The sequence below is a fragment of the Actinacidiphila cocklensis genome (genome assembly GCF_907177275.1).
Classification (GTDB): domain Bacteria; phylum Actinomycetota; class Actinomycetes; order Streptomycetales; family Streptomycetaceae; genus Actinacidiphila; species Actinacidiphila cocklensis.
In genome coordinates, this window is the sequence record NZ_CAJSLV010000092.1 from 180318 (window position 1) to 203019 (window position 22702).

Annotated in this window: 20 protein-coding genes and 2 pseudogenes; 5 read left to right on the forward strand and 17 right to left on the reverse strand. The window is 67.9% G+C overall.

What is annotated here, in order from left to right; all coding sequences use genetic code 11:
- Nucleotides 1-125 precede the first annotated feature (125 nt).
- The 5 genes from NFU81_RS33145 to NFU81_RS33170 form a co-directional block, all read right to left on the reverse strand.
- Nucleotides 126-455, reverse strand: a complete 330-nt coding sequence (locus tag NFU81_RS33145) for a hypothetical protein (RefSeq protein WP_251498565.1) — start codon at nt 453-455, stop codon at nt 126-128.
- A 486-nt stretch (nt 456-941) separates the two neighbouring features.
- On the reverse strand, nt 942-1205 hold the full coding sequence (locus NFU81_RS33155; RefSeq protein ID WP_251498568.1) for a DNA-binding protein: 264 nt from the start codon (nt 1203-1205) through the stop codon (nt 942-944).
- Nucleotides 1206-1229: 24 nt separating this feature from the next.
- A complete protein-coding gene (locus tag NFU81_RS33160) occupies nt 1230-5885 on the reverse strand; it encodes a putative T7SS-secreted protein (RefSeq protein WP_251498570.1) in 4656 nt (1551 codons plus the stop codon).
- Nucleotides 5886-6141: 256 nt separating this feature from the next.
- Nucleotides 6142-6600 carry a type II toxin-antitoxin system VapC family toxin gene (locus NFU81_RS33165; RefSeq protein ID WP_251498573.1) on the reverse strand — a complete coding sequence of 153 codons (459 nt, stop codon included), beginning with the start codon at nt 6598-6600 and terminating at the stop codon, nt 6142-6144.
- Complete coding sequence (locus tag NFU81_RS33170; RefSeq protein ID WP_251498576.1) at nt 6590-6859, reverse strand: type II toxin-antitoxin system Phd/YefM family antitoxin; 270 nt, start codon at nt 6857-6859, stop codon at nt 6590-6592. The genes NFU81_RS33165 and NFU81_RS33170 overlap by 11 nt, the downstream gene beginning before the upstream one ends.
- A 153-nt stretch (nt 6860-7012) precedes the next feature.
- Here NFU81_RS33170 and NFU81_RS33175 point away from each other — a divergent pair, with 153 nt between their 5' ends.
- Nucleotides 7013-7402, forward strand: coding sequence for a hypothetical protein (locus NFU81_RS33175; RefSeq protein WP_251498803.1), 390 nt, complete (start codon nt 7013-7015; stop codon nt 7400-7402).
- Between the two features lie 126 nt (nt 7403-7528).
- On the opposite strand, the gene NFU81_RS33180 is transcribed toward NFU81_RS33175, so the two are convergent.
- The 3 genes and pseudogenes from NFU81_RS33180 to NFU81_RS33190 form a co-directional block, all read right to left on the reverse strand.
- Nucleotides 7529-9076 carry a PQQ-dependent sugar dehydrogenase gene (locus tag NFU81_RS33180; RefSeq protein ID WP_251498579.1) on the reverse strand — a complete coding sequence of 516 codons (1548 nt, stop codon included), beginning with the start codon at nt 9074-9076 and terminating at the stop codon, nt 7529-7531.
- 415 nt (nt 9077-9491) lie between these two features.
- A pseudogene (locus tag NFU81_RS33185) lies at nt 9492-9665 on the reverse strand (type II toxin-antitoxin system Phd/YefM family antitoxin); the annotation flags it as partial.
- 423 nt (nt 9666-10088) lie between these two features.
- Entirely contained in the window at nt 10089-10784 is a 696-nt protein-coding gene (locus tag NFU81_RS33190) for an alpha/beta fold hydrolase (RefSeq protein ID WP_251498582.1), read from the reverse strand.
- Nucleotides 10785-10860: 76 nt separating this feature from the next.
- On the opposite strand from NFU81_RS33190, the gene NFU81_RS33195 reads away from it, so the two are divergent.
- From NFU81_RS33195 to NFU81_RS33205, 3 genes are all read left to right on the forward strand, one after another.
- A complete protein-coding gene (locus tag NFU81_RS33195; RefSeq protein WP_251498584.1) occupies nt 10861-11514 on the forward strand; it encodes a TetR/AcrR family transcriptional regulator in 654 nt (217 codons plus the stop codon).
- A gap of 303 nt (nt 11515-11817) precedes the next feature.
- A complete protein-coding gene (locus NFU81_RS33200; RefSeq protein ID WP_251498586.1) occupies nt 11818-12009 on the forward strand; it encodes a hypothetical protein in 192 nt (63 codons plus the stop codon).
- A gap of 129 nt (nt 12010-12138) precedes the next feature.
- Complete coding sequence (locus NFU81_RS33205; protein WP_251498769.1) at nt 12139-12435, forward strand: PIN domain-containing protein; 297 nt, start codon at nt 12139-12141, stop codon at nt 12433-12435.
- A gap of 1025 nt (nt 12436-13460) precedes the next feature.
- Here NFU81_RS33205 and NFU81_RS33210 read toward each other — a convergent pair.
- The 4 genes from NFU81_RS33210 to NFU81_RS33230 form a co-directional block, all read right to left on the reverse strand.
- Nucleotides 13461-13949 (reverse strand): barstar family protein, encoded by a 489-nt coding sequence (locus NFU81_RS33210; RefSeq protein ID WP_251498588.1) that lies wholly within the window; start codon nt 13947-13949, stop codon nt 13461-13463.
- Between the two features lie 15 nt (nt 13950-13964).
- A complete protein-coding gene (locus tag NFU81_RS40900) occupies nt 13965-18602 on the reverse strand; it encodes a putative T7SS-secreted protein (RefSeq protein WP_274036793.1) in 4638 nt (1545 codons plus the stop codon).
- A 478-nt stretch (nt 18603-19080) separates the two neighbouring features.
- Nucleotides 19081-19539: a type II toxin-antitoxin system VapC family toxin gene (locus NFU81_RS33225; RefSeq protein ID WP_251498590.1), complete on the reverse strand. Its 459-nt coding sequence runs from the start codon at nt 19537-19539 to the stop codon at nt 19081-19083.
- The gene (locus NFU81_RS33230; RefSeq protein WP_251498593.1) at nt 19529-19798 is read right to left on the reverse strand and encodes a type II toxin-antitoxin system prevent-host-death family antitoxin; all 270 of its coding nucleotides are present in this window, start codon (nt 19796-19798) and stop codon (nt 19529-19531) included. The genes NFU81_RS33225 and NFU81_RS33230 overlap by 11 nt, the downstream gene beginning before the upstream one ends.
- 113 nt (nt 19799-19911) lie before the next feature.
- On the opposite strand from NFU81_RS33230, the gene NFU81_RS33235 reads away from it, so the two are divergent.
- Complete coding sequence (locus NFU81_RS33235; RefSeq protein WP_251498596.1) at nt 19912-20199, forward strand: DUF4263 domain-containing protein; 288 nt, start codon at nt 19912-19914, stop codon at nt 20197-20199.
- A 296-nt stretch (nt 20200-20495) separates the two neighbouring features.
- On the opposite strand, the gene NFU81_RS33240 is transcribed toward NFU81_RS33235, so the two are convergent.
- The 5 genes and pseudogenes from NFU81_RS33240 to NFU81_RS33250 all read right to left on the reverse strand — a co-directional run bounded on the left by NFU81_RS33240 (nt 20496) and on the right by NFU81_RS33250 (nt 22348).
- Nucleotides 20496-20903: an Imm50 family immunity protein gene (locus NFU81_RS33240; protein ID WP_251498598.1), complete on the reverse strand. Its 408-nt coding sequence runs from the start codon at nt 20901-20903 to the stop codon at nt 20496-20498.
- The gene (locus NFU81_RS33245) at nt 20890-21393 is read right to left on the reverse strand and encodes an Imm50 family immunity protein (protein ID WP_251498602.1); all 504 of its coding nucleotides are present in this window, start codon (nt 21391-21393) and stop codon (nt 20890-20892) included. The genes NFU81_RS33240 and NFU81_RS33245 overlap by 14 nt, the downstream gene beginning before the upstream one ends.
- The gene (locus NFU81_RS41460) at nt 21344-21628 is read right to left on the reverse strand and encodes an HNH/endonuclease VII fold putative polymorphic toxin (RefSeq protein WP_422665350.1); all 285 of its coding nucleotides are present in this window, start codon (nt 21626-21628) and stop codon (nt 21344-21346) included. Before NFU81_RS41460 ends, NFU81_RS33245 begins: the two co-directional genes overlap by 50 nt.
- A pseudogene (locus tag NFU81_RS41465) lies at nt 21547-21861 on the reverse strand (RHS repeat-associated core domain-containing protein); the annotation flags it as partial. The gene NFU81_RS41460 and the pseudogene NFU81_RS41465, both read right to left, overlap by 82 nt.
- Nucleotides 21827-22348 (reverse strand): hypothetical protein, encoded by a 522-nt coding sequence (locus NFU81_RS33250; RefSeq protein ID WP_251498605.1) that lies wholly within the window; start codon nt 22346-22348, stop codon nt 21827-21829. The pseudogene NFU81_RS41465 and the gene NFU81_RS33250, both read right to left, overlap by 35 nt.
- Between the last annotated feature and the right edge of the window lie 354 nt (nt 22349-22702).

The window sequence follows — 22702 nt, forward strand, 5'->3', positions numbered from 1 at the left end:
GTAGCCCGCAGTCGTGCGCGATGCGGCACAACGGGAATTCAAGGGCGAGGTCGTGACAAGGGGGGGCCGGACGGCACTCTGTTCTGCAGGTACCGCACGCTTCCCCAGGTCTCAGACCGTCAGCATCATGGGCGAACGCCCAACTCCGTCAGGTAGTCGGCCTGCTCCTCGTCGAGTTGGGCAGAGAACAGCCTTCGCAGGGGTGCGAGGAGTTCGGGACGGACCAGCAGGTGTTCATCGATACGTAGGAGGGCGTGCAACTGGATCTCACGAATCGTCTCCTGATCTTCTGACGCTGCTGTCAGGGCGAGAATCCTCACCAGCAGATCCGCCTCGTCCTGGTCGAACAAGGACGACCAGTCGCTGCACGTATTGGCGCCGTATTCGCGATCCTCAGGGGAGGCGGACACGATCTTTGTGACGAGGCCCACCAGGTCCGTCTCGCCGATGGTCATCTAGAGTCCCGGATAATTCGAGGGTCAGGGTATGTGTGTCGATCACCATGCGACGACGCCTGGCCTGCGACTACGAACGCGACCCCGCCCACTCCGAAACGATGATCCGCTGGGCCGTGGCCGACGTGACACTTCGCCGGCTCACTCGCGGACGGCCCGCCACCCGCCCCGGCCCCAAACCCTACGGAGAGTCCCCTGAATTATTCTCAAACGCGCTCTGAGCTCGGGAATCACAGGTGCCTTCTCGGCGTCCGCGTTGGTCAGCGGCACGTGCAGGCCTACGTGCCCACTGGGGGCGTTTCTGCTGGTGACCGTGTCGTACCGTTGTGCGTGGTGCGGATGCGGTGCGGCCGTGCGACCCGCTCAGCACCGCCAAGCTCCGCCTGATCGACAGCAGCGGCTATACGGCTTCTAAGACGTCTCTTGACCTGAGCCCGGTGGCCGGGCGCCGGTCAGTCGACGTCTGTGCCGCGGGCAGGCGGAGGTTCATACGTCCGGGCAGGACGCGGTGAACTCCTCGAGCCACGCCCGGAAGTCGGCCGGGCCGTACAGAAAACTCCCGGGGCCGGTCATCGAGTCGGCGCCGCTCAACTCGTCGAGCGCGCGCCAGACGGGTTCCTGTTCCAGCAGCGGGTCGTCACCCTGCATCGTCTCCAGCGCCCAGTCGGCGATCCCGGAGACATCGGCGGTGGAATCGTTCACCAGCGATTCCAGCCTCGTCTTGATCTGGTGGGTAAGGCGATCGTCCATTTTCTCTCATAGCCGTGGGTGTCGTCAGAACGTTCCGATGAAGTTGCCCTGTGCGTCGAAGAGGTAATGGACCTTTTTTCCTCCGGTCACCTTGACGTCCGGGCGGACGATACGGACCCTACCGGAGTGGTCGACGGTCTCCTGCCAGATGCGGGTGGAGTCCGTCGCCGGGTCCCATTCGCGCACCACTCGCCGACCGAGCATCTCACCAGGTGTTTTCGCCTCCGCGACCAGACCGTAGAACCGGATGCGCCCGTCCTGGAGTTCTCGGATGCCCCCCTTTCCGTATTTCTGCGCCTGCTGGAGGTAGCGCAACTGCTTCGCGTAGTTCGCGGCGTTGCCCGGACCGGCGGGATCGCATGAGAGTCCGAGCGGATCGGCCCAGAGCAGCGGATTGGGAGCGTATGCATGGTGGTTGGGTGCCGCATCCAGGCCCAGCGGGTCCGGTGAGACGTAACTGGCCGTGGTCGGATCGTAGAAGCGGTGCAGGTTGTAGTGGAGCGCCGTCTCGCCGTCCCGGTACTGGCCCTGGAAGCGCAGAGGGCAGTCCTCTGGCCCGGAGCCGCTGCCTGCGCCCCACAGGGTGGTGCGCAGCCGCCACACCACGACCCCCGACTCGTCGAGGAGTTCGGTGGGGGCGCCCGCGATGTCGGTGACGATCGCGTAGAAGCGCAGGTCGTATTCGTCCTGCGTGGTGAGCTGGGCCAGCGGCCGGTGGCTCTCCTGCGCGTACTCCCAGGTCCTGTGCCGTGGTCCGCTGCTCTCCTCGGCAAGCCGTGTGCCGTCCCAGGTGAATTCGGTGCGCTCCAGCACCTGGCCGGCGTCTCCCATTCGCTCCTTCGCGATACGCCGCCCCAAGGGGTCGTAGCGGTAGCGCCAGAGGCTGCCGTCAGGGGTGGAGACGCCGACAAGCCGATCTTCGGCGTCCCAGGTGTACGTCCACGTCCTGCGCCGGCCGTTGAGCAACCGGTGGTCGTGCCGGATCAGCCGCCCTTGGCCGTCGTACGCGTACTGGTGGCGTCTGGCCGCGTGCACGAGCGTGCCCCGCGCGGAATGGGCGTTCTCGTCGTCCTTATCGCCGGTGAACGCCGATCGCACCACGTTGCCGACAGCGTCGTAGGCGTACGACTCCTGCCAGTCGGCGGCGTTGACGGCTGTCACACGGTCGGTCGCGTCGAGAGTGAACCGTCGGCTGCCGGTGTGAAGATCGGCGATCTCCCGTACGGCGCCGCTGCCGCTGTACGCGTAGCGTCGACGCAGGACCGCCGAGCCGTCCGACGAGGGCCGGGCGCTCACCTCCAGGTCTGTCAGCCGGCCGATCGCGTCCCAGCCCTGCCTGATCGCGACGGCGGCGCCGAGACGGCGCACCGTCTCCTGGCCTGCCGCGTCGTACTCGAAGCCGAGGGTGCCCGCGCCGCTGTCGAGCGCGACGGCGCGTCCTGCGATGTCGTAGGTCCATACCGAAACGGCGCCGGACGGCGTGCGGCGTTCGACGCGCCTGCCCGTGGCGTCGTACGTATTGCTGATGGCACGGTCTCCGGTCTCCTCGCGCAGCACGCGGCCCAGCGGGTCCCGCTCGATGCGGACAGCGGTGTGCTCGTTCGCGGCCCGGACGATGTGGCCGGACGGCGAGTACGTGAACGTGGAGACGGTCCTGTCCGCCGCGCGCTGCTCCACGACGCGGCCGAGGAGATCGCGGACGAACTCCAGGCGCTGGCGCGCACCGTTGACGCGCCCGGTCAGCTGACCCGCGGCATCGTGCTCATAGGTGAGGAGCCGGCCGTTGAAGTCGGTTTCCGCGGTCAGCCGCCCGGCGGGGTCGAACTCGTAGCGCCATTGCAGACCTTGGGGATTGGTGACGGTCGTCAGGCGCAACTCGGTGTCGTAGCCGAAGTCGTAGCGGGTCCCGTCGGGATCGACGCGGGAGACCGGGAGACCGAAGGGGCCGTAGACGTACGACGTCGTGGCGCCTGAAGAGCCGGTCTGGGCGAGGAGGTTGCCCTCCGCGTCCCATTCCCATGACTCCGTCTCCTGGCCGGCTGTGGTTCGGGACGCGAGAAGTCCCTCTGCCGTCCATCGTTGTTCGGTGCGGACGGACAAGGGGTCGGTCGTCGCCACGACGCGGCCGAAGGCGTCACGTTCCACAGCCGTCCGCTGCCCCAGGGCGTCCGTGACGGACACGGCCAGCCCCGCCTCGTCCGTCGCTATGTGCTCGGTGGCACCGAGGGGGTCGGTGACGGAAAGGGGTGCGCCGGCGGAGTCGTAGGTGTAACTCGTCACGGCTCCCGAGGGGTCGGTGAGGGACGCCAGGTTGCCGCGCTCGTCGTAGGTGTGCCGCCAGACGCCGCCGCCCGGACCGGTGACGGCGAGAGGCTGTCCCCAGGAGTTGTAGGTGGCTGTCGCGGACGTGCCGTCCGGCTGGGTGATGACCGAGGGCTGCGTGTGCGAAGGGCCGTCGTAGCCGAAATGCGTCGCCCTGCCCAGCGGGTCGATGATCGCCGTGAGCCGGTTTTCAGCGTCCCACTGCCGGGTGGTGGTGTGGCCGAGCGGATCGGTCTCGGCGATGAGGCGGTAGGCGGTGTTGTGGGTGTAGGTGTGCTGGTGGCCGAGCGAGTCGGTGAAGGTGGTGGTGCGGGTGGCGTCGTCGTAGCCGAGAGTGCTGTTCAGGTGGCCGTCGGCCCCGTGCGTGGCGACGCAGCGGCCGCGGGAGTCGTACGCGTAGTGGTAGGCGGTGTCGTTGCGGTCGGACCAGGACGTGATGCGGCCGGCCTGGTCGTAGGTGAACCGATAAGGAAGACCGTCCGAGTTGACGACCTTGCTGAGATGCCCGCCGGAGCCGTACCCGAAGGTGCGTACCCGGACATCGGACCGGTCGTGCCCGAGGAGGCGCAGCCCGGTGACGCGGCCCCGGGCGGTGTCGATCGCGACGTGGTATCCCCCGGAGTGGCGAATCTCGCGGGGTATGCCGGCGTCGTCATAGGTGATCGCGTAGTTGTTGCCGTTGCGGTCGCTGACGTCGGTGAGGGGCAGCAGCATCGGGCCGCGAGCCGGCGTCGGGGCGCCTGGCCCGGCGCTGAAGCGGAGGGTATGGCCGGTGTCCGTGTTGGTGATGCGGAGGAGGCCGCCGGGGGCGCCGTCCCATTCCAGCGGCCAGCGGGGTCCCGCGACCGGCAGAACGGGCACGTGCGGCTCCGGCACCGGGTAGAGCAGGAGGGCGCCGTCGTCGGTGACGAACACCGCGCCTCGTTCGTCGAGTTCGAGGCGCTGGTCGAGGGTGGAGGCCCAGGAGGGGCCGAAGAGGCGTCCGGTGCGGTAGGAGGACAGGTGGGTGCGTTCGAGGACGAGGGGGAGGGTCCCTGGGAGGGTGACGTCGGTCTGGGTGAGGATCACGTCACCGGTGGCGACGTCGATCGGGTCGCCCACGCAGTCCTTCGCGCCCTTGCGGATGCCGGCCTTGAGCGGGTCTTCGGCGGCAGCGCGTGCCCCGTTCTTGGCGGCTTGCTCTGCGGCGCCTTTGGCGGCGTCTTCGGCTGCGGTTTTGCCGGCGGCGCTGCCGCCGTCGGTGGCGATGGCCAGGAGGATGTTGCCGATGAGGCGTCCGCTTGCTTCGGAGCCGTCGGAGCCCCAGCCGGTGCCGAGGATGATGCCGGGGAGGCGTTCGGGGTGCTGGGTCATGTCGGCCAGGCCGGCGGCGGTGGCGTTGAGGTGGGTGAGGTACTGGGCGGGGTGGGTGAGGTTGTAGGGGTCGGTCGGGTTCAGGCCGCGGGCGAACTTGTTCAGGTCGGTGAGTGAGCGGACGAGGCCGCCGGCGAAGTGCTCGCCTGCGATGGGGAGGGCTTTGCCGACGTCGCCGAGGTCGTTCTGCATCCGGTCGGTGAAGTCCGGTTTCGGCGGGGCGAGTTTGGTTGCCTCGCGGACCTTGGCCTCGGCTGTGGCGGCGGCGCTGTCGCGTTGCCTGCGTGCCGCGTCGAGGGTGTGCTTCGCGGCCTGCTTGTCCTTGGCGCCGGGGTCGGTGAAGTCCGCCGGCTTGACGGGTTCGGTGCCGGGGTCTTTGCCGTTGTCGACCTTGTCGTTGTAGGCCTTGACGTCGTCGTGGTACTGGTCGACGGCCGAGTTGTACGCATCCGCCGCCGCCTTGCGCTTGGCCTGGCCCTGCTTCCACAGCCGGACCGCCTCCCTGGCCTGGCCCAATGCCCAGTCGACGGTGTCGGCGTACGTCAGCAGGGCGGAGGCGGCATCGTGGCAAGCGGTGGCGGCATGAGCCCACTTGGGCGGCTGGGTCTTGAACCTGGCCCGGAACGCCTCGGCGCCCAGGCCGTCCCAGTCGCCGGGGTCGAGATGGGCCAGGCCGGTGTGGCCTGTCTCGAACGCTTTGGACAACGTCGCGAGGTGGAGGGCGACTTCCTGGATCTTCCCCGAGTCGCCGTGCAGCAGTTCCTTGGGGTCGTCGGTCTGCCCGAGCTGTTGCTCGGCGACGTGTGCGCCGAGGTGGTCGGCGACGGCGTCGCCGTGGTCCTCGACCCAGTCGGCTGCGTCATCGAGCCCGACATGTTCCAACCCGTCGCCGACGATATGGGCGCCGTCGTCGATGATCTCGCCGGCCTTCTTCTTGACCTTGTCGACGCCGTGCTCGATGCCGTCCCCGACGCTGTTGACGGCTTTCCGAAGGCTGAACCCCATCCGTCCCACCCCCCCACGGCAGTACGACAGTCACACCGAACCTAGCAACCACCGGCAGTGGAGTCATCACCGCCCGGGACGCGGATGCCTGAGCATGTCCTCGGCGCATTCTCGTTGGCCCACCCCTCCACGGGCTCAGGGCCTCATGCACGCTGCCGGGTGCCCTGAAGTTCCCATGTGGTCGGCGCCGTTGGTGACCGTGGCTGACCGCGCCGTACCGCTGTGCGTGGTGTGGATGTGGTGCGGCGGGCAAGCCCTACCGGTCGTGGAGGACGGTGGGCCGGGTGACGGGTACGACGGTGAGGAGGCCGTCGAGGCCCTTGTAGTCGTCGGGGTTGGTGGTGAAGAGGGGGAGTTCTTCGGCGATGGCGATGGCGGCGATCATGAGGTCGGCGACGCGGCGGCGGGGTTTGCGTCCGGCGCCGATCACCGCGGCGCAGACTCTGCCGTATATGCGGGCGGCTTCGGTGTCGAAGGGGATGGGGTCGAACTCGTTCTCGGCGCGTTGCAGGATGTCGAGGCGCCGGCCGCGTTCCGCGTGCTCGTCGTAGTCGCTCTGCTCTTCGTTCCTGCGCACCTCGTGAGGCCCTGCGGAGAGTTCGGCGAGGGTGATGGCGCTGATCGCGACCTCTGCGGGGAGTTCCGCGGGGTCGAGCCACTTGCGCAGGATGACGATGTTGGTGTCGAGCAGGCCCTGGGCGTACTCAGCGGGCATAGGGGTCGTCCGTCTCCTGCTCGGCGGTGGCGTCCTGGTCGGCCCGGAACGCCTCCAAGGAGACGTCCGACGCGGTGCGGGACATGGCGGCGAACTCCGAGCGCGGAACGAACCGCCGGCGCCTGCGCAGCGGGATCAGCTCCCCGATCTGATGCCCGTCGCGGGTGACGGTGAAGGATTGGCCGCCCTGGACGGCGTCCATGATCTCTTTGGACCGGTTGCGCAGGTCGCGCTGGGTGATCTCGGGTTGCGCTGCCATTCCTCCACGGTAGCACCTTGTAGCACTGCGTGCCGCGAGCCGGTCGTAGGCGACGGGGTTCTCAAGGTCGCTCCGGGCGTGGTTGCAACCGGGAGTCTGGCGTCCGGGCGGCTTCGGGGCCGAACTGTCAGACCCGGCGATCAGACTCGTCTCATGAGTGTCAGATCGGATTTTTCTCTGGATTTGCAGTTGAAGCGTGTCCTGGATGTTGCTGTTCATCCCGACGTTAAGGCAGTCCTCGTATCGGGCGGCACCCTGAAGGACGCCATGGTCCGCGTCGACCGGTCCTCGGAGAAGGCCGCCCTGATCCACCAGCACTCACCGCTGGAACGCCAGAGGGGGGTCGCGGCCGGGCTCGACGAACGCGTGTGCGCCGAGCGTCACGAGGCGGCCGGCGAGGCTCTATCTGGTGCGGCAGTGGTGCGGCGGCTCGCCGCCCAGGGCGGCCTCGGCGCTGATCCATGCCTGGGGGACGGACCCGGCGGCGAGGCCGAGGATGACCCCTCTCCGCGCCCGCGGGGATGGACCCGGTGCCGGCGGTAGAGCGTAGGCGTGCGTTCGCCGTCGCGGCGACCAGTGAGCCCTGTCGCTCGGCGGCACTGACGGGGAACGGCCGTCGGTACCACGGCAGCTTGCCGTGGTACCGACGTCAGCCGGTTCCCTGTCTCCTCAGCTTCCGGTACGTGCGCAGGACGCCTTGTTGAGAAGGAAGCGGCCCGGTGCGGACCGGTCGTCCGTGTGGGAGGCCAAATAGCCCAGGGTGATGGAGCCGCCCGGCGGGATCGCCGAGTTGTATCCGGAGTCGGACGCAGTGTAGAGGTCGCCGATGTTGGTCAGGGTGGTGTTCCAGTCCGAGATGACAGCCTGCCCATAGGGCAGCGGGAACTCCAGCGCCCAGCCGTTGATCGGGGTTGTGCCCCTGTTCGTGACGGTGAGATAGACGGCCATGCCGGTGCCCCAGACGTTCGTCGTGACGGCGACCTGGCAGGTCGGCGTCGTGTGCGCGAACGAAACCCGGTGCAGGCCGCCGGGGAGGTCGTTGACCACGTAGAGCTCGCCCTGCGGGGTGGACCCGAACGCCGTCACCTGGGTGGGCATCTGGCCAATCGCGGCCTGACGGAGGACGCCGTTGCTGTCGGGGCGCAGCGCCCAGATGGTGGACGTGCAGTAGTCGGTGGCGATGTACGTGCCGCCGGCCAGGTCAGCGAACTGCCGGCCGCGGTAGACCTGGCCGCCGATGACCGCGCAGCTGCCGGTGTAGTGCGAGTAGTAGAAGTCCTGGGCGCGGTAGCGGGCACCTGACGAGCACTGGGAAGCGTCGAAGACCTGCGGCCCCTCGTAGCACGACCAGCCCAGGTTGGTTCCGGGCTGCTCGTCGCGCGTCAGGTGGTCGATCTCCTCCCACAGGCCCTGGCCGACGTCCGCCACCCACATCGACCCGTCCGCGGGGTCGAAGGAGAACCGCCAGGGGTTGCGGGCGCCCCACACCCAGATCTCGCCGCGGGCGCCGGCGACACCGGCGAACGGGTTGTCCGCGGGGATGCAGTACGGGAGCGCACCGCAACTGCGGCTCACGTCGAGGCGGAGGATCTTGCCGAGCAGGGTGTCGGTCCGCTGCCCGCTGTCGAAGGGGTCACCGGCACCACCGCCGTCGCCGATGGCCCAGTACAGCTTGCCGTCGGGGCCGAAGGCGAGCTGGCCACCGTTGTGGTTGGTGTAGTCGGCGTGCGGCTGCTGCAGCAGGACCTCGAGGCGCGCGTCGGCGAGGCTGTAGCGGGCCAGGGTGACCGCGCCGTCGGGCAGCGCGGTGAAGGCGAGGTAGAGCTGCTGGCTCTGGACGAAGTCCGGGGGGAGGGCGATGCCGAGCAGTCCGCGCTCGTTGTCCGACGAGTCCACCTGGGACGTGATGTCCAGCAGTGGGGCGGAGGCGAGCCCGGTGGCCGGGTCGTAGACGCGAACCGTTCCGAACTTCTCGGTGATGAACAGCCGCCCTGTGCCGTCGTCGGGTGCGGCCAGGGCCGTCGGGCGTTTCAGGCCGGAGGCGACCTGGGTGGTGGTCGCGGTGATCTCCTCCAGCGGTATCGCCGAGGCGACGGCCCGCGACTCTGTGGAGAGCGGGGCCTCGGCAGACGAGGCGGGGAGGGACAGGGGGCCGGTCACGAGCACCGGGAGTGCGAGCAGCAGGCCGATCCATCGGCGACGTAACTGTCTCAACATTGCGGCTCCAGCGAGGGGGGACCCGTTCGGGAAGCGAACGAGCGGTGCGGGACCGTACTTTTGTCGGAACTACGTGTACCTCGCGGGACGCTACTGCCTCTCCCACCTAGGTGCCAGGCCGTCTCCCCGTGGATGTCCAGGTATTTCCTTCCGCTTCTTTGATCCGTACGGCGGCGCCCGTCTGCATGCCGGTTCGGCAAGATCCTCTGTGTGCCGGCGACCGGAGAATCACGCTGGGCGGAGGGACAGGCACCGACCGACGGCGAGGAGAACGGAGACGCAAGGACCGGACATCACGGCTGCGGATGTCGGTGTGAGGTCTTCGACATCTCCGGCGAAACCGAGGCGGTTCACCGGATTCGCGGCCGGGTCCGTGCGCGGAGCCGGTGGGGGGCATGCCGAGCGGTGCGGGACATGCGGCGAACTCCGAGCGCGGGACGAACCGCCGGCGCCTGCGTAGCGGGATCAGCTCCCCGATCTGGTGCCCGTCGCGGGTGACGGTGAAGGATTGGCCGCCCTGGACGGCGTCCATGATCTCTTTGGACCGACTGCGCAGGTCGCGCTGGGTGATCTCGGGCTGCGCTGAGATGAGTCCGCGGTAGCACCCTGTGGCACCATGTGCTCTGCAGGTGAAAGGCGCCGGACCCTTCGGTCAGAGTCGTCGCATGAGTGTCAGAGCAGAATTCTCTTTGGACTTGCAACTGAAGCGTGTCCTGGACGCGGTTGTTCACCCGGAGGTGAAGGCAGCCCGCGCATCGGCTCGGACGCACATGAACAGCGCCGAGCGGAGGGCACCGCCGGGGCGGGCAGGCCCTTGTAGGACCCGGAAGAGACCGCGCGTCGGATCGTCACCTCACCCGAAGCCACCGCTCTTCTTGCCGCCGACACGCGGGGCGAGAGCTGCCGGCCTGGAGGCTTTGCGCAAGTAGCGGAGGACCCCACGGCATCCGAACGCGCCCTTCAGCGCGCCCTGGAGGGGCGGCACTGGATTTTCGGCGGACGGTTGCTGCCGTCACACGCTCATCAGCAGGTCCCGGACGGCGGCGGGCTGGGACAGGAATGGGTGGTGGCCGGCGTCGAGTTCGACCACGTTGCCGGCCCGGCGGGCGAACTCGCGCTGTAGGCGCGGCGGGGTGCCCCGGTCCTGGGCGCAGACGAGGTAGGTCGAGGGCACCTGCTGCCATGCGGCCGCCCCGACTGGCTGCCCGATCACTTTCGCGCTCTGCCGGGCCAGGTGGTCCGCCGCCTGCGTCTGGACCTCGGGGGCGCAGTCCTGCAGGAATGTGTCCACGAGCAGCTCGGGGCGAACCCCGAAGGTGCCGGCGCCGGGGTCGACGTCGAGGAATGGGGCGGGGCTGCCGTCCCCGAACTCCGACAGGCTCTGCCCGACCTCGGGCAGGTAACTGGAGACCATCACCAGGTGGCGTACCGACCCGATGCCCGCGGCGGCTTCCGCAGTGACGATGCCGCCGTAGCTGTGGGCGACCACAACGGTCGGCTCGGCGCTGTCCAGCAGCGCCTGCCGCACCGCCGCGACGTCCTCGGACAGCCCCGAACCGTCGGCGCCTCCGGGCAGGCCCGCCTCGCCGCAGCTCGGCAGCGCCGGGGCCACGCTCAGTACCCCTCGCTCCTGCAGCAGCTCGGCGGTGCGGTGCCACCACCACGACCCGTCCCGCACGCACGCCCCATGCACGAACACGACCCTCATCGCTACCTCCACGTCTGCCTTGACTGCCTTTCGATCAACGCTAGACGTAGCCGCCGTTACGGGAAAAGATGTCGCCATGGGCAGACGACCGCAGCCATACATCAAGAACAGGCTGCTCGACGCCTGCGCCGATTACGCCCTCGCGCACGGCCTCCCCGACCGGCTTGAGCCGCTGGCCACCGCCACCGGCACGTCGGCCCGCATGCTGATCTATCACTTCGGCACCCGCGACGCACTGTTGCGGGCCGTCCTCGGGCACGCGCGCCAACGTCAGCTCGACGCGTTCGGCGACCTCCTGCGAGTGCGACCCGACGAGCCCTACACCGTCACCCTGGAGCGCGCCTGGACCTCGATCACCGGCTTGGACGGGCGGCCGTACCTGCAGATGTTCAGTCAGCTGCGCGAGAGCGCAGTGCAGCGGTTGTGGCCCGACTTCCGGCGTACCGCCACGACCGATTGGCTCGGGCCGCTCGAGGACGGCCTGCGCAGCATCGGCCGGCCGGAGCTAGCGACGCTTGTCCTCGCCGTCATCCGCGGTCTCCTCATGGACCTCGACGCCACCGCCGACACCACCCGCACCGACCGGGCTTTCCACGACTTCCTCGCCGCAGTCGAGCACCTGCCTCGCGACGACGACCGCCTACCGCTCCCAGGAACTCGCCAGCGGCAGCAGGACCAGCACCGTCACGGTGTCGGGCACGTAGCGCTGTGTCGCCTGCCGACCGCCTGATGCCAAGCAGGGACTCCGATAAAGACCGGAGGTGAGGGGCCATGGGGTGCGCGTTGTCTCCGGTTGGCCTTGGCGTACCCCTGCTACTGGTGCGGCATTGGTGCTGCGGTGCTCCGCCCGGGGTTCGCCTCTGCGGCGATCGCACCCCTGGCGGTGACCGGTGCCCTTAACCTGGTGCGAGACGGCAGCCCGCGTGCGGCGAAGGGGATGAGCACGGCCACTGCACCTGGCGGTGTACCGCGCTCGTTCGGGTCCGCGAGTACGGCGCATCCGCTGCGGACTATCCGCGACATTCGGGAGTCCTTGCCGGAGGACCAGGCCCGCCACTTCGATGCGGAGCTCGCCGACACCGAGCTTGAGGCGCTGCCGGAGATGCTGAGCCGGTGGGTCCGATTGGCTACCGACGGCTTCGAGGAGTTCCTGCTGTCGAGGCCCTTCGAAGGACTGGATTTCGGGGCGTGCTCCTATGACGATGATCAGGCAGGCGATCGGTGATCTACCTGCTCGATACGAACGTCGTCGCGGAGCTCACCACGAGACTTCGGCCCGATCCCCGCGTCGTGGCCTGGCTGCGTTCGACCGCGCGGCCCCGACCGCTTCCTGAGCGTCATCACCATCGCTGAAATCGAAGCCGGCGTAGCGGCGACCCCGGACCCCGCACGGCAAGCCCGGTACGCCGAGATCCTCGCAGCTGCCCGGCCGGAATACCGGGACCGCATCGCTCCGATCGGCGAGCCCGAGGCGGCGGCTTATCTCTCTGTCCACAAGGCGTTGAAGGCCGCCGGCGCGAGCATCGACCCGCCGGACGCCCTCATCGCCGCCACCGCGCCGGCCAACGGCTGGACCGTGGCCAGCCGCAACATCAAGCACCTTGAGCGCACAGGCGCCGCGGTGATCAATCCCTGGGATTTCAACCCGTAGCAGCCTCGGTGGAGCAGCTACCCTGCCTTCGACACGGTTGGTCGGAGGGCGTACTTGCCTGACACGCTCGCTGAGGTGGACCGGGCTTTCGCCTCGCCTCCCCGGTTGGATCGTTCGGTGGGCGGATGTACTCACTGTTTTTGCGGGATCGGAACTGCATGCTCTGGGCCGGGATTCCGCAGCCGTTTCGAATGAACTCCTCGGGTAATTCACGCGCAAAGCCGTTGACCATTGGGACGCGGACCAGCACGCCGTTTTGTGGCGTCGCGTTCTGCCTCGTGCGCTGCGTTCCGGGGGTCCGGGGGTCGACTCCGGTGGGACACCGGGCCTGGAGATGGGCCGACTCGCCAGTGCCGGTGCGCAGCTGACGCGGTGGCCGGCGGCGGAGCGCGTCGCGGTAGAGCGCGCTTCGGGGTGTTGCCGGCCGACACGCAGCCGTGTCGGCCCCCGAACGTCCTCCGTCGCGACACTGCGTGGCTGGCGCCGCGGTGTCCGCGTGCACTCTCGGAAGGTCAACTGTCCACGTATATAAGGGAGTTTGCTGATGGAAGGGCGCGGTCACCGAATCGAGAGGGCCAACTGTCCGTGTTTGCTGAGCGCTTAGGCTAGTGGTGCACGTCACATGAAGTCCGTCTCGCAATTCGAGAACTGTCTCGTATGAGCATTCGAGACTCCGATTTCGAACGCCTCGTGGCGCCAATTGACCGCCCGATGTGGTGCGCAAGTGGTGCGCGGTCCTTGAATTGGGCTAGACAACAAATAAGCCCCAGGCTGCTGACCTGGGGCTTCGTATTGGAGCGGATGACGGGAATCGAACCCGCGCTCTGAGCTTGGGAATCACAGGTTCCTTGGCGGCATGCGTGCTGGTCAGCGGCACGTTCGGTCCCGAAGCGCGCATCGGAGCGGTGCCGTTGGCGACCGTGGCTGACCGTTCCGTACCGCTGGGTGTGGTGCGGGTGTGGTCCGGTGGCCGAGCCCAGGGCGAGGCTTCGCCAGGGTCGGCGACCGACCTTCGCGCGGTCCACTTATGAGGCGAGTTCGCCGACCTCGGCAACCTGGTCGGCGTCCCACTCGGCGATCCCGAGGTCCATGACGACATGAAACGGGATCGCCGGACGATCCCACCACTCGCCCAGTGCTACCGGAGCCGCCCACTCTTCGGCACTCAGTTTCATTGTATCGAGAAAGGCTCGGCGCTCGATCGGTTCGTCGGCGAAGAGCGAGTCGCTGCTCCGGAACACCAGGCAGTAGGAGTCTGCTGGAAGCCATTCGAGATCGGTCAGGCAATCTTTCAAGGCCGGCCAGTTCCGGCCGAAATAGTCAGGAAAATCCAATCTGCTGGAAACCATCGAGAAGAAGGAGTCGAGCGTCCTCGCATCCCCGCCCTGGAATTCGACAACCACCCCCGAGCCCCCGGCGTCTTGGATGTAGTTCCTGGCGGTGACGTCATCTAGGTCGGCTTTGACCACCCAGGGCGGGGAGGGGTGGGTCAAATGGTTTGATCGGATTGCCATCCCAAATTCCTTTACTTACGGGATGCGAATGAAAGTCTGATAGTGGTCTGCGGTGTAGTAGGCAGATCCGTCCGAACCGGTTACGAGTCGCTCCTCGCCTCGATCCACACCCTTGATCTTCGGGTTGACATCCCATTCTCGGTACGTGATGGCCGTCCCCGCGGGGTCAACCGTTGGGAGCATCTGCCCACCCTTCGCCCCGGTATTCCCGAACGGAGCGCCGCCCTTGTATCCGGCAAATGGCGAGCCTTTGGATCTGACCCTATCAAGAACATTCTGGACCTTTTCCGTTGCCGGGCCGTACGGGATGCACGGCGTGAGGCCGAGGGGGTCAATCCAGTGGGTGGGGTTGGGGACGTAGGCGTAGTCGTTGTCGGCTGGTCGGAGGCCGAGGGGGTCGGGGGTGAGGTAGCGGGCGGTGGTGGGGTCGTAGTAGCGGTGATGGTTGTAGTGGAGGCCGGTCTCCTCGTCGGCGTATTGGCCGGGGAAGCGGAGAGGGCAGTCGGCGGGCTCGTTGTAGGAGGGCTGCGGGGGCGATCCCCACAGGTCGGGGGTGGCGTGCCAGGCGGTGGTGCCGTCGGGGTTGAGGAGGTGGGTGGGGGTGCCGACGAGGTCGGTGACTATTGCGTAGAACTGGGCCTCGTCGGAGGTGCGGGTGGTCTGGGTGAGGGGAGTGTGGCTTCCAGGGGGGTATTCCCAGGTCGTGGTGGTGTCGGCTGTGGTCTGTTCGGTGAGCTGGGTGGAGTCCCAGGTGAAGTCGGTGCGGGTGAGGACGCTGCCGTCGGGGGCGAGTTGTTGCTTGGCGGTGCGGCGGCCGAGGGGGTCGTACCGGTAGCGCCAGGTGGTGTCGCCTGAGGTGGTGCTGGTGAGGCGGTCTTCGGTGTTCCACGTGTAGGTGCGGACGCGTTTCTGGCCGTTGAGGAGCCGGAGGGTGGTGCGGGTGAGGCGGCCGTGGCCGTCGTGTTCGTAGGTGGTGCGGGCGCCCCGGTGGATGCGTGTGCCAGTGAACTCCCGGGTGGTGGGGGTCTCGGACCCGGCTTCCGGGGCGTGGGTGAGGTTGCCGGCGCTGTCGTAGGCATAGGTCTCGGCCCGGTGGGGGGTGTGGACGGTGGTGACGCGGCCGGCGGGGTCGAGGTCGTAACGGCGGGTGCCGTCCTGGAGGTCGTGGATCTCGGTGAGGTAGCCGCCCTCGCGGTAGGTGTAGGTCCGGTGGTGCAGGAGGTGGTCGGCCTGACCGTGGGCAGCGTTGGTGACAGCGGTCCCGGTGAGACGGCTGCTTGTGTCCCAGCTCTGGGTGAGGCGGAGGCCGTCGCCTATGCGGCGTTCGGTCTCGCGGCCGGCGGCGTCGTAGCCGAAGGTGAGGGCGCCGGCGAGGGATTCCAGGCCGGTGGGGCGTCCGGCGGGGTCGTAGGTCCAAGTGGAGGTGTGGCCGGACGGGGTGGTGCGGCTGAGGCGGTGGCCTGCGAGGTCGTAGGTGTAGCGGGTGGTGTGGCCGTTGACGGTCTCGGCGAGGACGCGGCCGAGCGCGTCGCGTTCGAAGGTGACGGTGGCGTCGGCGTTCATGGCCGCGGTGAGCAGTCCCGCAGAGTCGTAGGCGAACGTGGCAGCCTCACCGTCCGTGGCGCGCTGTTCGGTGACCAGGCCCAGCGGGTTGCGGGTGTAGGCGATGGTCTGGCCGACGCCGTTGGTGCGGGCGACCAGTTGCCCGGCGCCGTCATGGGCGTAGGTGAGGGTGCGGCCGTTGAAGTCCGTCTCGGCGGTGAGGCGTCCTGCCTGGTCATGGGTGTACGTCCAGGTCAGCCCCTGCGGGTTGGTGACCGCGGTGAGGTGTAGTTCGGTGTCGTAGGCGAAGGAGTAAATGCGCCCGTCGGGGTCGGTGCGGGTGGCGGCGAGGTCGAAGTGCGTGTACGCGTAGCAAGTGGTGTGGCCGGCCTGGTCGGTGTGGGCGGTGAGATTGCCTTCACCGTCCCAGGTCCATGTCTCACGTGCGCCGTCCGCGGCCTCGCGCCAGGCTGGTTTGCCATCGAGTGTCCACGCCATGCGCACCGTGTGGCCGAGCGGGTCGGTGACGGCGGTGGGGCGGCCGAAGGTGTCGCGTGTGACGCGGGTGCTGCGGCCCAGGGGATCGGTGACAGCAGTGGGGAGGCCCGCGGGGTTCGGCTGGTAGTGGTGGGTGTGACCGAGGGGGTCGGTCTCGGCGGCGAGGTGACCTTGCGCGTCGTGGACGTAACCGGTGACGGCGCCGGTGGGGTCGGTGGTGGTGAGGAGGTTGCCGGCGTCGTCGTAGGTGTGGGTCCAGGTGGCGCCGCCGGGTTCAGTGATCTGGACGGGCCGGCCCAGGTCGTTGTAGGTGGCGGAGGCAGTGGTGCTGTCGGGGAGGGTGACCTCGGTGACGTTGCCGGCCTCGTCGCAGCTGTAGCGGATGGTGCGGCCGAGAGGGTCGGTGACGGCGGTGAGGTGGCGGTTGGCCGGGTCCCACTCCTGCGTCGTGGTGTTGCCCAGAGGGTCGGTCTCGGCGACCAGACGGTGCGCGGCGTTGTGCTGGTAGGTGGTGGTGTGGCCGAGGGAGTTGGTGAAGGTGGTGGTGCGGGTCGTCTCGTCGTAGGCGAGGGTGCTGCTGAGGTAGCCGTCGGTGCCGTGGGTGGCGACGCAGCGGCCGCGGTGGTCGTAGGTGTAGGCGTAGGTGGTGTCGTTGCGGTCGGTCCAGGAAGTGATGCGCGCGGCGGTGTCATAGGCGAACTGGTGCGGCAGACCTGAGAAGTTGATTACCTGCGACAGATTGCCGGCGGCGTCGTAGCCGTATTGGCGGACGAGTGTGCCGGGCTGATCGGGCTCGGCCGGGTCCTGGAGGCGCAGGGCGGTGATGCGGCCGTCATGGGCGTCCAGGGTGAGGTGGTAGCCGCCGGTGTGGTGGATATCCGAGGGGACGCCGGTCTTGTCGTGCGTGATGGTCCAGCTGTTGCCGTTGCGGTCGCTGACCTTGGTAAGGGGGAGATGGGTGGGGCCGCCCGGGGAGGCCTTGGTGCCGAGGACGGCGGTGAAGTGGAGGGTCTGGCCGGTGGTGGGGTCGGTGACGCGCAGGGGTGAGCCGGGGTTGCCGTCCCACTGCAGGGGCCGGCAGGGGCCGTGGCTGGGCCGGGTGGGGACGTCGGCTTGCGGTACCGGGTAGAGCTGGATCGACCCGTCGGCGGCGACGAACGCCACGCCTTGGTCGTCGAGTTCGAGGCGCTGGTCGAGCGTGGAGGCCCAACTGGGGCCGAAGAAACGACCGACCCGGTAGGACGAAGTGTGGGTGCGTTCCAGGACCAGGGGGAGGGTTCCGGGGAGGGTGATGTCTGTCTGGGCGAGGATCATGTCGCCGGTGGCGACGTCGATCGGGTCGGTCACGCACTTCTTCGCCGCTTGCTCGATGGCGGCTTTGGCGGGGTCTTCTGCTGCGGCGCGGGCGCCGCCCCTGGCGGCTTGTTCTGCGGCGTCCTTGGCGGCGTTCTTGGCGGCGTCTTCGGCTGCGGTTTTGCCGGCGGCGCTGCCGCCGTCGGTGGCGATGGCCAGGAGGATGTTGCCGATGAGGCGGCCGCTTGCTTCGGAGCCGTCGGAGCCCCAGCCGGTGCCGAGGATGATGCCGGGGAGGCGTTCGGGGTGCTGGGTCATGTCGACCAGCCCGGCGGCGGTGGCGTTGAGGTGGGTGAGGTACTGGGCGGGGTGGGTGAGGTTGTAGGGGTCCATCGGGTTCAGGCCGCGGGCGAACTTGTCCAGGTCGGTGAGTGAGCGGACGAGGCCGCCGGCGAAGTGCTCGCCTGCGATGGGTGCGGCTTTGCCGACGTCGCCGAGGTCGTTGTGCATCCGGTCGGTGAAGTCCGGCTTCGCCGGAGCGAGCTTGGTCGCTTCGCGGACTTTGGCCTCGGCTGCGGACGCGGCGCTGTCGCGTTGCTTGCGGGCGGCGTTCAGGGTGTCTTGGGCGGCCTGCTTGTCCTTGGCTCCCGGGTCGATGAACGCAGCCGGTGCCACGGGTTTGGTGCCGGGGTCTTTGCCGTCGTCGACCTTGTCGTTGTATGCCTTGACGTCGTCGTGGTAGGTGTCGACGGCCGTGTTGTAGGCGTCGGCTGCGGCTTTGCGTGCGGCGGCGCCCTGTTTCCACAGCCGGACGGCTTCCCTGGCCTGGCCTTTGGCCCAGTCGACGGTTTCGGCGTAGGTCTCCAGGGCGAGCCCGGCTTGGGCGCAGGCGGTGGCGGCATGTGCCCACTTGGCGGGCTGGGCCTTGAACATCTTCCGGAAGGCGTCGGCGCCGAAGCCTTCCCAGTTCCCGGGGTCCAGATGTGACAGGCCGGTGTGCCCGGAGTCGAAGGCCATCGCGAATTTCGCCAGGTGCAGGACCACTTCGCGGATCTTCCCTGCGTCCCCGTGCAGGAGTTCGTCCGGCTCCTCGGACTGACCCAACTGCTGCTCGGCCACGTGCGCGCCGAGGTGGTCGGCGATGTGGTCGCCCTTGTCCTCCACCCAGTCCGCGGCATCATCCAGACCCACATGGTCGAGGCCGTCCCCGACGATATGGGCGCCCTTGTCGATGGCCGCCCCGGCCTTCTTCTTCACCGCGTTGTAGCCGTGCTCCAGGCCGTCACCGACCGAGTTGACGGCATCCCCGAAGATCCCCATACGCCCCACCCCCCACGGCAGTACGACAGTCACACGAACCTAGCAACTGCCGGTAGTGCAGTCATCACCGCCCGGGATGCGGATGCCCGAATATGGCCTCGGTGCGAGCCCGTTCGCCGCCCGTCCCTCCGGCTCAGGGCCTCACGTACACCGCCGGACGCGGAATCCACCGGAACGCCCAGAAACGAATGGCGTCAATTGACCGCCAGATGCGGTGCGCGAGTCGTGCGGGTTCTTCAATCGGCCCGCCCGGACGATAAAAAGGCCCCGGGTCGTCGACCTGGGGCTTTGCAATGGAGCGGATGACGGGAATCGAACCCGCGCTCTGAGCTTGGGAATCACGGGTGCTTGCCGGGCGTCCGTGCTGGTCAGCGGCACGTGACGTCCTGGAGCGCCCACCGTGCCGGAGCCGTTGATGACCGTGGTTGACCGCGCTGTACCGCTGTGCGTGGTGCGGATGTGGTGCGGCGGGCAAGCCCTACCGGTCGTGGAGGACGGTGGGCCGGGTGACGGGTACGACGGTGAGGAGGCCGTCGAGGCCCTTGTAGTCGTCGGGGTTGGTGGTGAAGAGGGGGAGTTCTTCGGCGATGGCGATGGCGGCGATCATGAGGTCGGCGACGCGGCGGCGGGGTTTGCGTCCGGCGCCGATCACCGCGGCGCAGACTCTGCCGTATATGCGGGCGGCTTCGGTGTCGAAGGGGATGGGGTCGAACTCGTTCTCGGCGCGCTGCAGGATGTCGAGGCGCCGGCCCCGTTCCGCGTGCTCGTCGTAGTCGTCCTGGTCCTCGTTCCTGCGCACCTCGTGGGGTCCTGCGGACAGCTCGGCCAGGGTGATGGCTGTGATCGCCACCTCGGCGGGGAGTTCCGCGGGGTCGATCCATTTGCGCAGGATGACGATGTTGGTGTCGAGCAGGCCCTGGGCGTACTCAGCGGGCATAGGGGTCGTCCGTCTCCTGCTCAGCCGTAAGGTCCTGGTCGGCCCTGAACGCCTCCAAGGAGACGTCCGACGCCGTACGGGACATGGCGGCGAACTCCGAACGCGGAACGAACCGCCGGCGCCGACGGAGCGGGACCAGCTCCCCGATCCGGTGCCCGTCGCGGGTGACAGTGAAGGACTGCCCGCCCTGGACGGCGTCCATGATCTCTCTGGACCGATTGCGTAGATCGCGCTGGGTGATCTCGGGCTGCGCTGTCATTGGACCAGCGTAGCACCTGGTAGCACCGTGTGCCGCGAGCCGGTCGTAGGCGCCCGGAGATCGCGTCCGGCTGGTTCAGGACTCCTTGGGCTGCGCTGAGGGACGGATGGTCCGTGGGTACCTACCGCGCAGGTGCAGACGCTGTCGGCCAGGGGGCGAACTACCTGGTCGGCCGGGACGAGAACCGTCAGCGGCTCCGCGAGGAACTCGGCATCGAGACGTGGCGGACCAGCGCGATAGTGCTGATCGGACACCCGTCGATTCCGTCCTCCGTTCCTGAGGAGTCGGTCACCGAGGCACTTCGCATCTTCAATACCCAGGTGAATCGCGTGGAGGTGCTTACGTACGAGGAGTTGGTTGATAAAGCCGAGCGCTCCTTGGGCAGCGAGCCTTCGCCGTAATCCCGCAGACATTAGGACTGCCTGCGGCGTGTCCTAATGAATCACCGAGTTCGCCATGGGCGGCGATAATGATTTGCGGCCGAGAGAAAGCCCCACGTCTTCGACCTGGGGCTGTGCAATGGAGCGGGTGACGGGCATCGAACCCGCGCTCTGAGCACGGAAACCAGGTGCCGTTGGAGCCTTGGCTTGCCTCGGGCCAGAGGCGGTGCCGTCGACAGCGGCAGCATGAATGCTGCGCCCCGACGGCGACTCCGGGCGCCCGTGGTGTGTCCGGAGACGGTGCCGTGGGTGGACATTCATTCGTGGCGTGCGGCCAAGTAGGCCCGGGTCCTCAGGACGCGGACGCGGCGGGCGTCCCAGGACGCCGACAAAGCGTCTCCGAGGATCTCCGTACGAATCCCGCCGGACGCGCCTGTCGCCAGGGTCACAGCATCCGCGCGGGAGCCGTGCCAGCCGTCGACGCGCAGGTGGGAGATCCCTTCGAAGGTGAGGAAGAGCTCGAAGGCGTTGAGTCCTTTCTCCGTCCACTCCGCCGGCGGTCGTTCCGGCAGGGCGTCCAGCGCGAATCCGAGCGTCAGGCTGGTGTCGCGCTCGTCGATATGGATGGAGAAGAGGTCGAAGGACGTCAGATCGGGCGGACGTGTGAAGAGCAGAGCCAGGGCTTCCGGGGTGTCCGTGAGCTGCAGCCAGTCAGACCCGTCCATAGAACGTCTTCTCTCCGAGGTCGGGGAGGACGTCGTACCGCAGTTGGTCGACCTTCCCGACGTAGTAGTGGTGGCCGCGGTCCGCACCGTCGGTGCTGGAGCGGTAGGCGCTCATCTTTCCGATGGTCAGGGAGTCGCTACTGGAGAAGGTCAGGTGGGTGCCGGCTGTACCGAGCCGCACCAGGACCCTCCGTTCCACCGTTGGCACGATGTCCAGGGATCCTGTCACCCGGGGGTTCCAGCCGAGCAGCAGGAAGTCGTCCACGGCGAGGAACTGCAGCTGGCACTGGAACGTGTCGCAGCCGTTCTGCTCCCACTCCGGGCGCGGCCGGTCAGGAAAGGCCGGAAGGTCGAAACGCAGGGTGAGCGTCGGGCCGCGGCGGTCGAGGTACAGAGACCTCACCGTGAGGGGTTCGAGCGGCGGGGGCGACGTGTAGAAGTCAGTGAGCACCGCCAGGTTGCGGACCAGTCCGGCCCAGGCTGGGGTCATAGTAGTAATGCTCCTCGGCTCCCGGAAGTTGGCCGTTCCTCGGATCGTCGAATGGCCGGACATGGACATGAGGCCGCTGGTATCCCGGTTCGCCGGGTGAACGATGGCCCGTCCAGTGGTCCTGGAACGTGATCAGGTCACCGGAATCCGTCAGACATAGGCGTAGTCGTTCAGAGCGGGCGCCAGTCCCAGAGGATCGGCACTGAGGTAGGAGGCTGTGGACGGCAGGTAGCACCTGAACAGGTTGTAGTGCAGCCCCGTTTCCTCATCGTGATATTGCCCGGGGAAACGCAGTGGACAATCGGCTGTGGTTGTCCGGGATGTCGACTCCCCCATCGGAGGGTGTTCGGACTGCGAAGGAGCCGTTACCGGATGTCGGGGGCGAGGTCCGGTTGGCAGGAACCGCACCCTCCTCCACTGCTTCGTGGGGCGATTATTCGTGCGGGTTGGGTTCCGTGGCAATGACATGGTGGAGTTGCCATCTGGCCTCCTCCCAGCGCGCGGCGCGATCCGCCTTACGGCTTTCCGTGCCTTCGGTGGCACGTTTCGCGCTTCGGCTGCCCACAGCGGATTGAGCCGTCTGCGCGATGTACTGGCAGCTCAGCTTCGTCCGTGCGACCTTGTTCATCGCTCCGGCTTCGATGAGCATGTCCTGGCACGCCAACCGCACTGCGGAATTCAGGATATGGGTGACCTCCGGGTGCCCCGACGTCTTCCAACTGGTCGTGAAGAAGGCTGCGTGTGCCCGGAGAATCCGGTCGTTCGCTCGGCCGAGCGCGATTGCTTCGCGGGCAGCGGCGACATACTCCACGGTCGCCTCCCGCATACTCTCGGACAGGGGCTCAGTCTCAAGGTCGGTCGCGTGCTCGGCGAAGTCCAGCGCGAGTGTTGCCGCCCGCGCGCCGCTCACGTCATTGAGTAGCTCATTGAGCCGCACCGGCAGAACGATCATCACTTGTTCCATTCTCCTCGACCACGGCTCATCAGATCCAGCAGCTTGGCCGTGTCACCCGCACCGGTGATGACCTGGCTGGGATAGGTGATGCCGACATGCCCTGCGGCATTCATCGCGTTCTTGAGCTGCTGACCCGCATTGCCACCGCCCATTTTGTGGTCCACCACGTACGCGACCAGGTTCTTGGGGTCGGAGGGGTCCACCACCATGAAGTCACCTTGGAATTTCTCACCGTGCGTGCGGTACACCTGCAGATTCGGACGCTTCTCCAGGAGCTTCTTCACGAAGTCCATCTCGGGCGGGCTCAAATGGTAGGCGCCGGGCAGCTGCTGTCCGGCTTTGATCCGTATCGGA

Bases quoted from the DNA above. Each gene is read 5' to 3' on its own strand.
- NFU81_RS33175 (WP_251498803.1), top strand. From the start codon at position 7,013: ATGAGTGTCAGATCGGATTTTTCTCTGGATTTGCAGTTGAAGCGTGTC.
- NFU81_RS33225 (WP_251498590.1), bottom strand. From the start codon at position 19,539: ATGCCCGCTGAGTACGCCCAGGGCCTGCTCGACACCAACATCGTCATC.
- NFU81_RS33145 (WP_251498565.1), bottom strand. From the start codon at position 455: ATGACCATCGGCGAGACGGACCTGGTGGGCCTCGTCACAAAGATCGTG.
- NFU81_RS33195 (WP_251498584.1), top strand. From the start codon at position 10,861: ATGGGCAGACGACCGCAGCCATACATCAAGAACAGGCTGCTCGACGCC.
- NFU81_RS33170 (WP_251498576.1), bottom strand. From the start codon at position 6,859: ATGGCAGCGCAACCCGAGATCACCCAGCGCGACCTGCGCAACCGGTCC.
- NFU81_RS33180 (WP_251498579.1), bottom strand. From the start codon at position 9,076: ATGTTGAGACAGTTACGTCGCCGATGGATCGGCCTGCTGCTCGCACTC.
- NFU81_RS40900 (WP_274036793.1), bottom strand. From the start codon at position 18,602: ATGGGGATCTTCGGGGATGCCGTCAACTCGGTCGGTGACGGCCTGGAG.
- NFU81_RS33245 (WP_251498602.1), bottom strand. From the start codon at position 21,393: ATGACCCCAGCCTGGGCCGGACTGGTCCGCAACCTGGCGGTGCTCACT.
- NFU81_RS33210 (WP_251498588.1), bottom strand. From the start codon at position 13,949: ATGGCAATCCGATCAAACCATTTGACCCACCCCTCCCCGCCCTGGGTG.
- NFU81_RS33240 (WP_251498598.1), bottom strand. From the start codon at position 20,903: ATGGACGGGTCTGACTGGCTGCAGCTCACGGACACCCCGGAAGCCCTG.
- NFU81_RS33230 (WP_251498593.1), bottom strand. From the start codon at position 19,798: ATGACAGCGCAGCCCGAGATCACCCAGCGCGATCTACGCAATCGGTCC.
- NFU81_RS33165 (WP_251498573.1), bottom strand. From the start codon at position 6,600: ATGCCCGCTGAGTACGCCCAGGGCCTGCTCGACACCAACATCGTCATC.
- NFU81_RS33190 (WP_251498582.1), bottom strand. From the start codon at position 10,784: ATGAGGGTCGTGTTCGTGCATGGGGCGTGCGTGCGGGACGGGTCGTGG.
- NFU81_RS33155 (WP_251498568.1), bottom strand. From the start codon at position 1,205: ATGGACGATCGCCTTACCCACCAGATCAAGACGAGGCTGGAATCGCTG.
- NFU81_RS33160 (WP_251498570.1), bottom strand. From the start codon at position 5,885: ATGGGGTTCAGCCTTCGGAAAGCCGTCAACAGCGTCGGGGACGGCATC.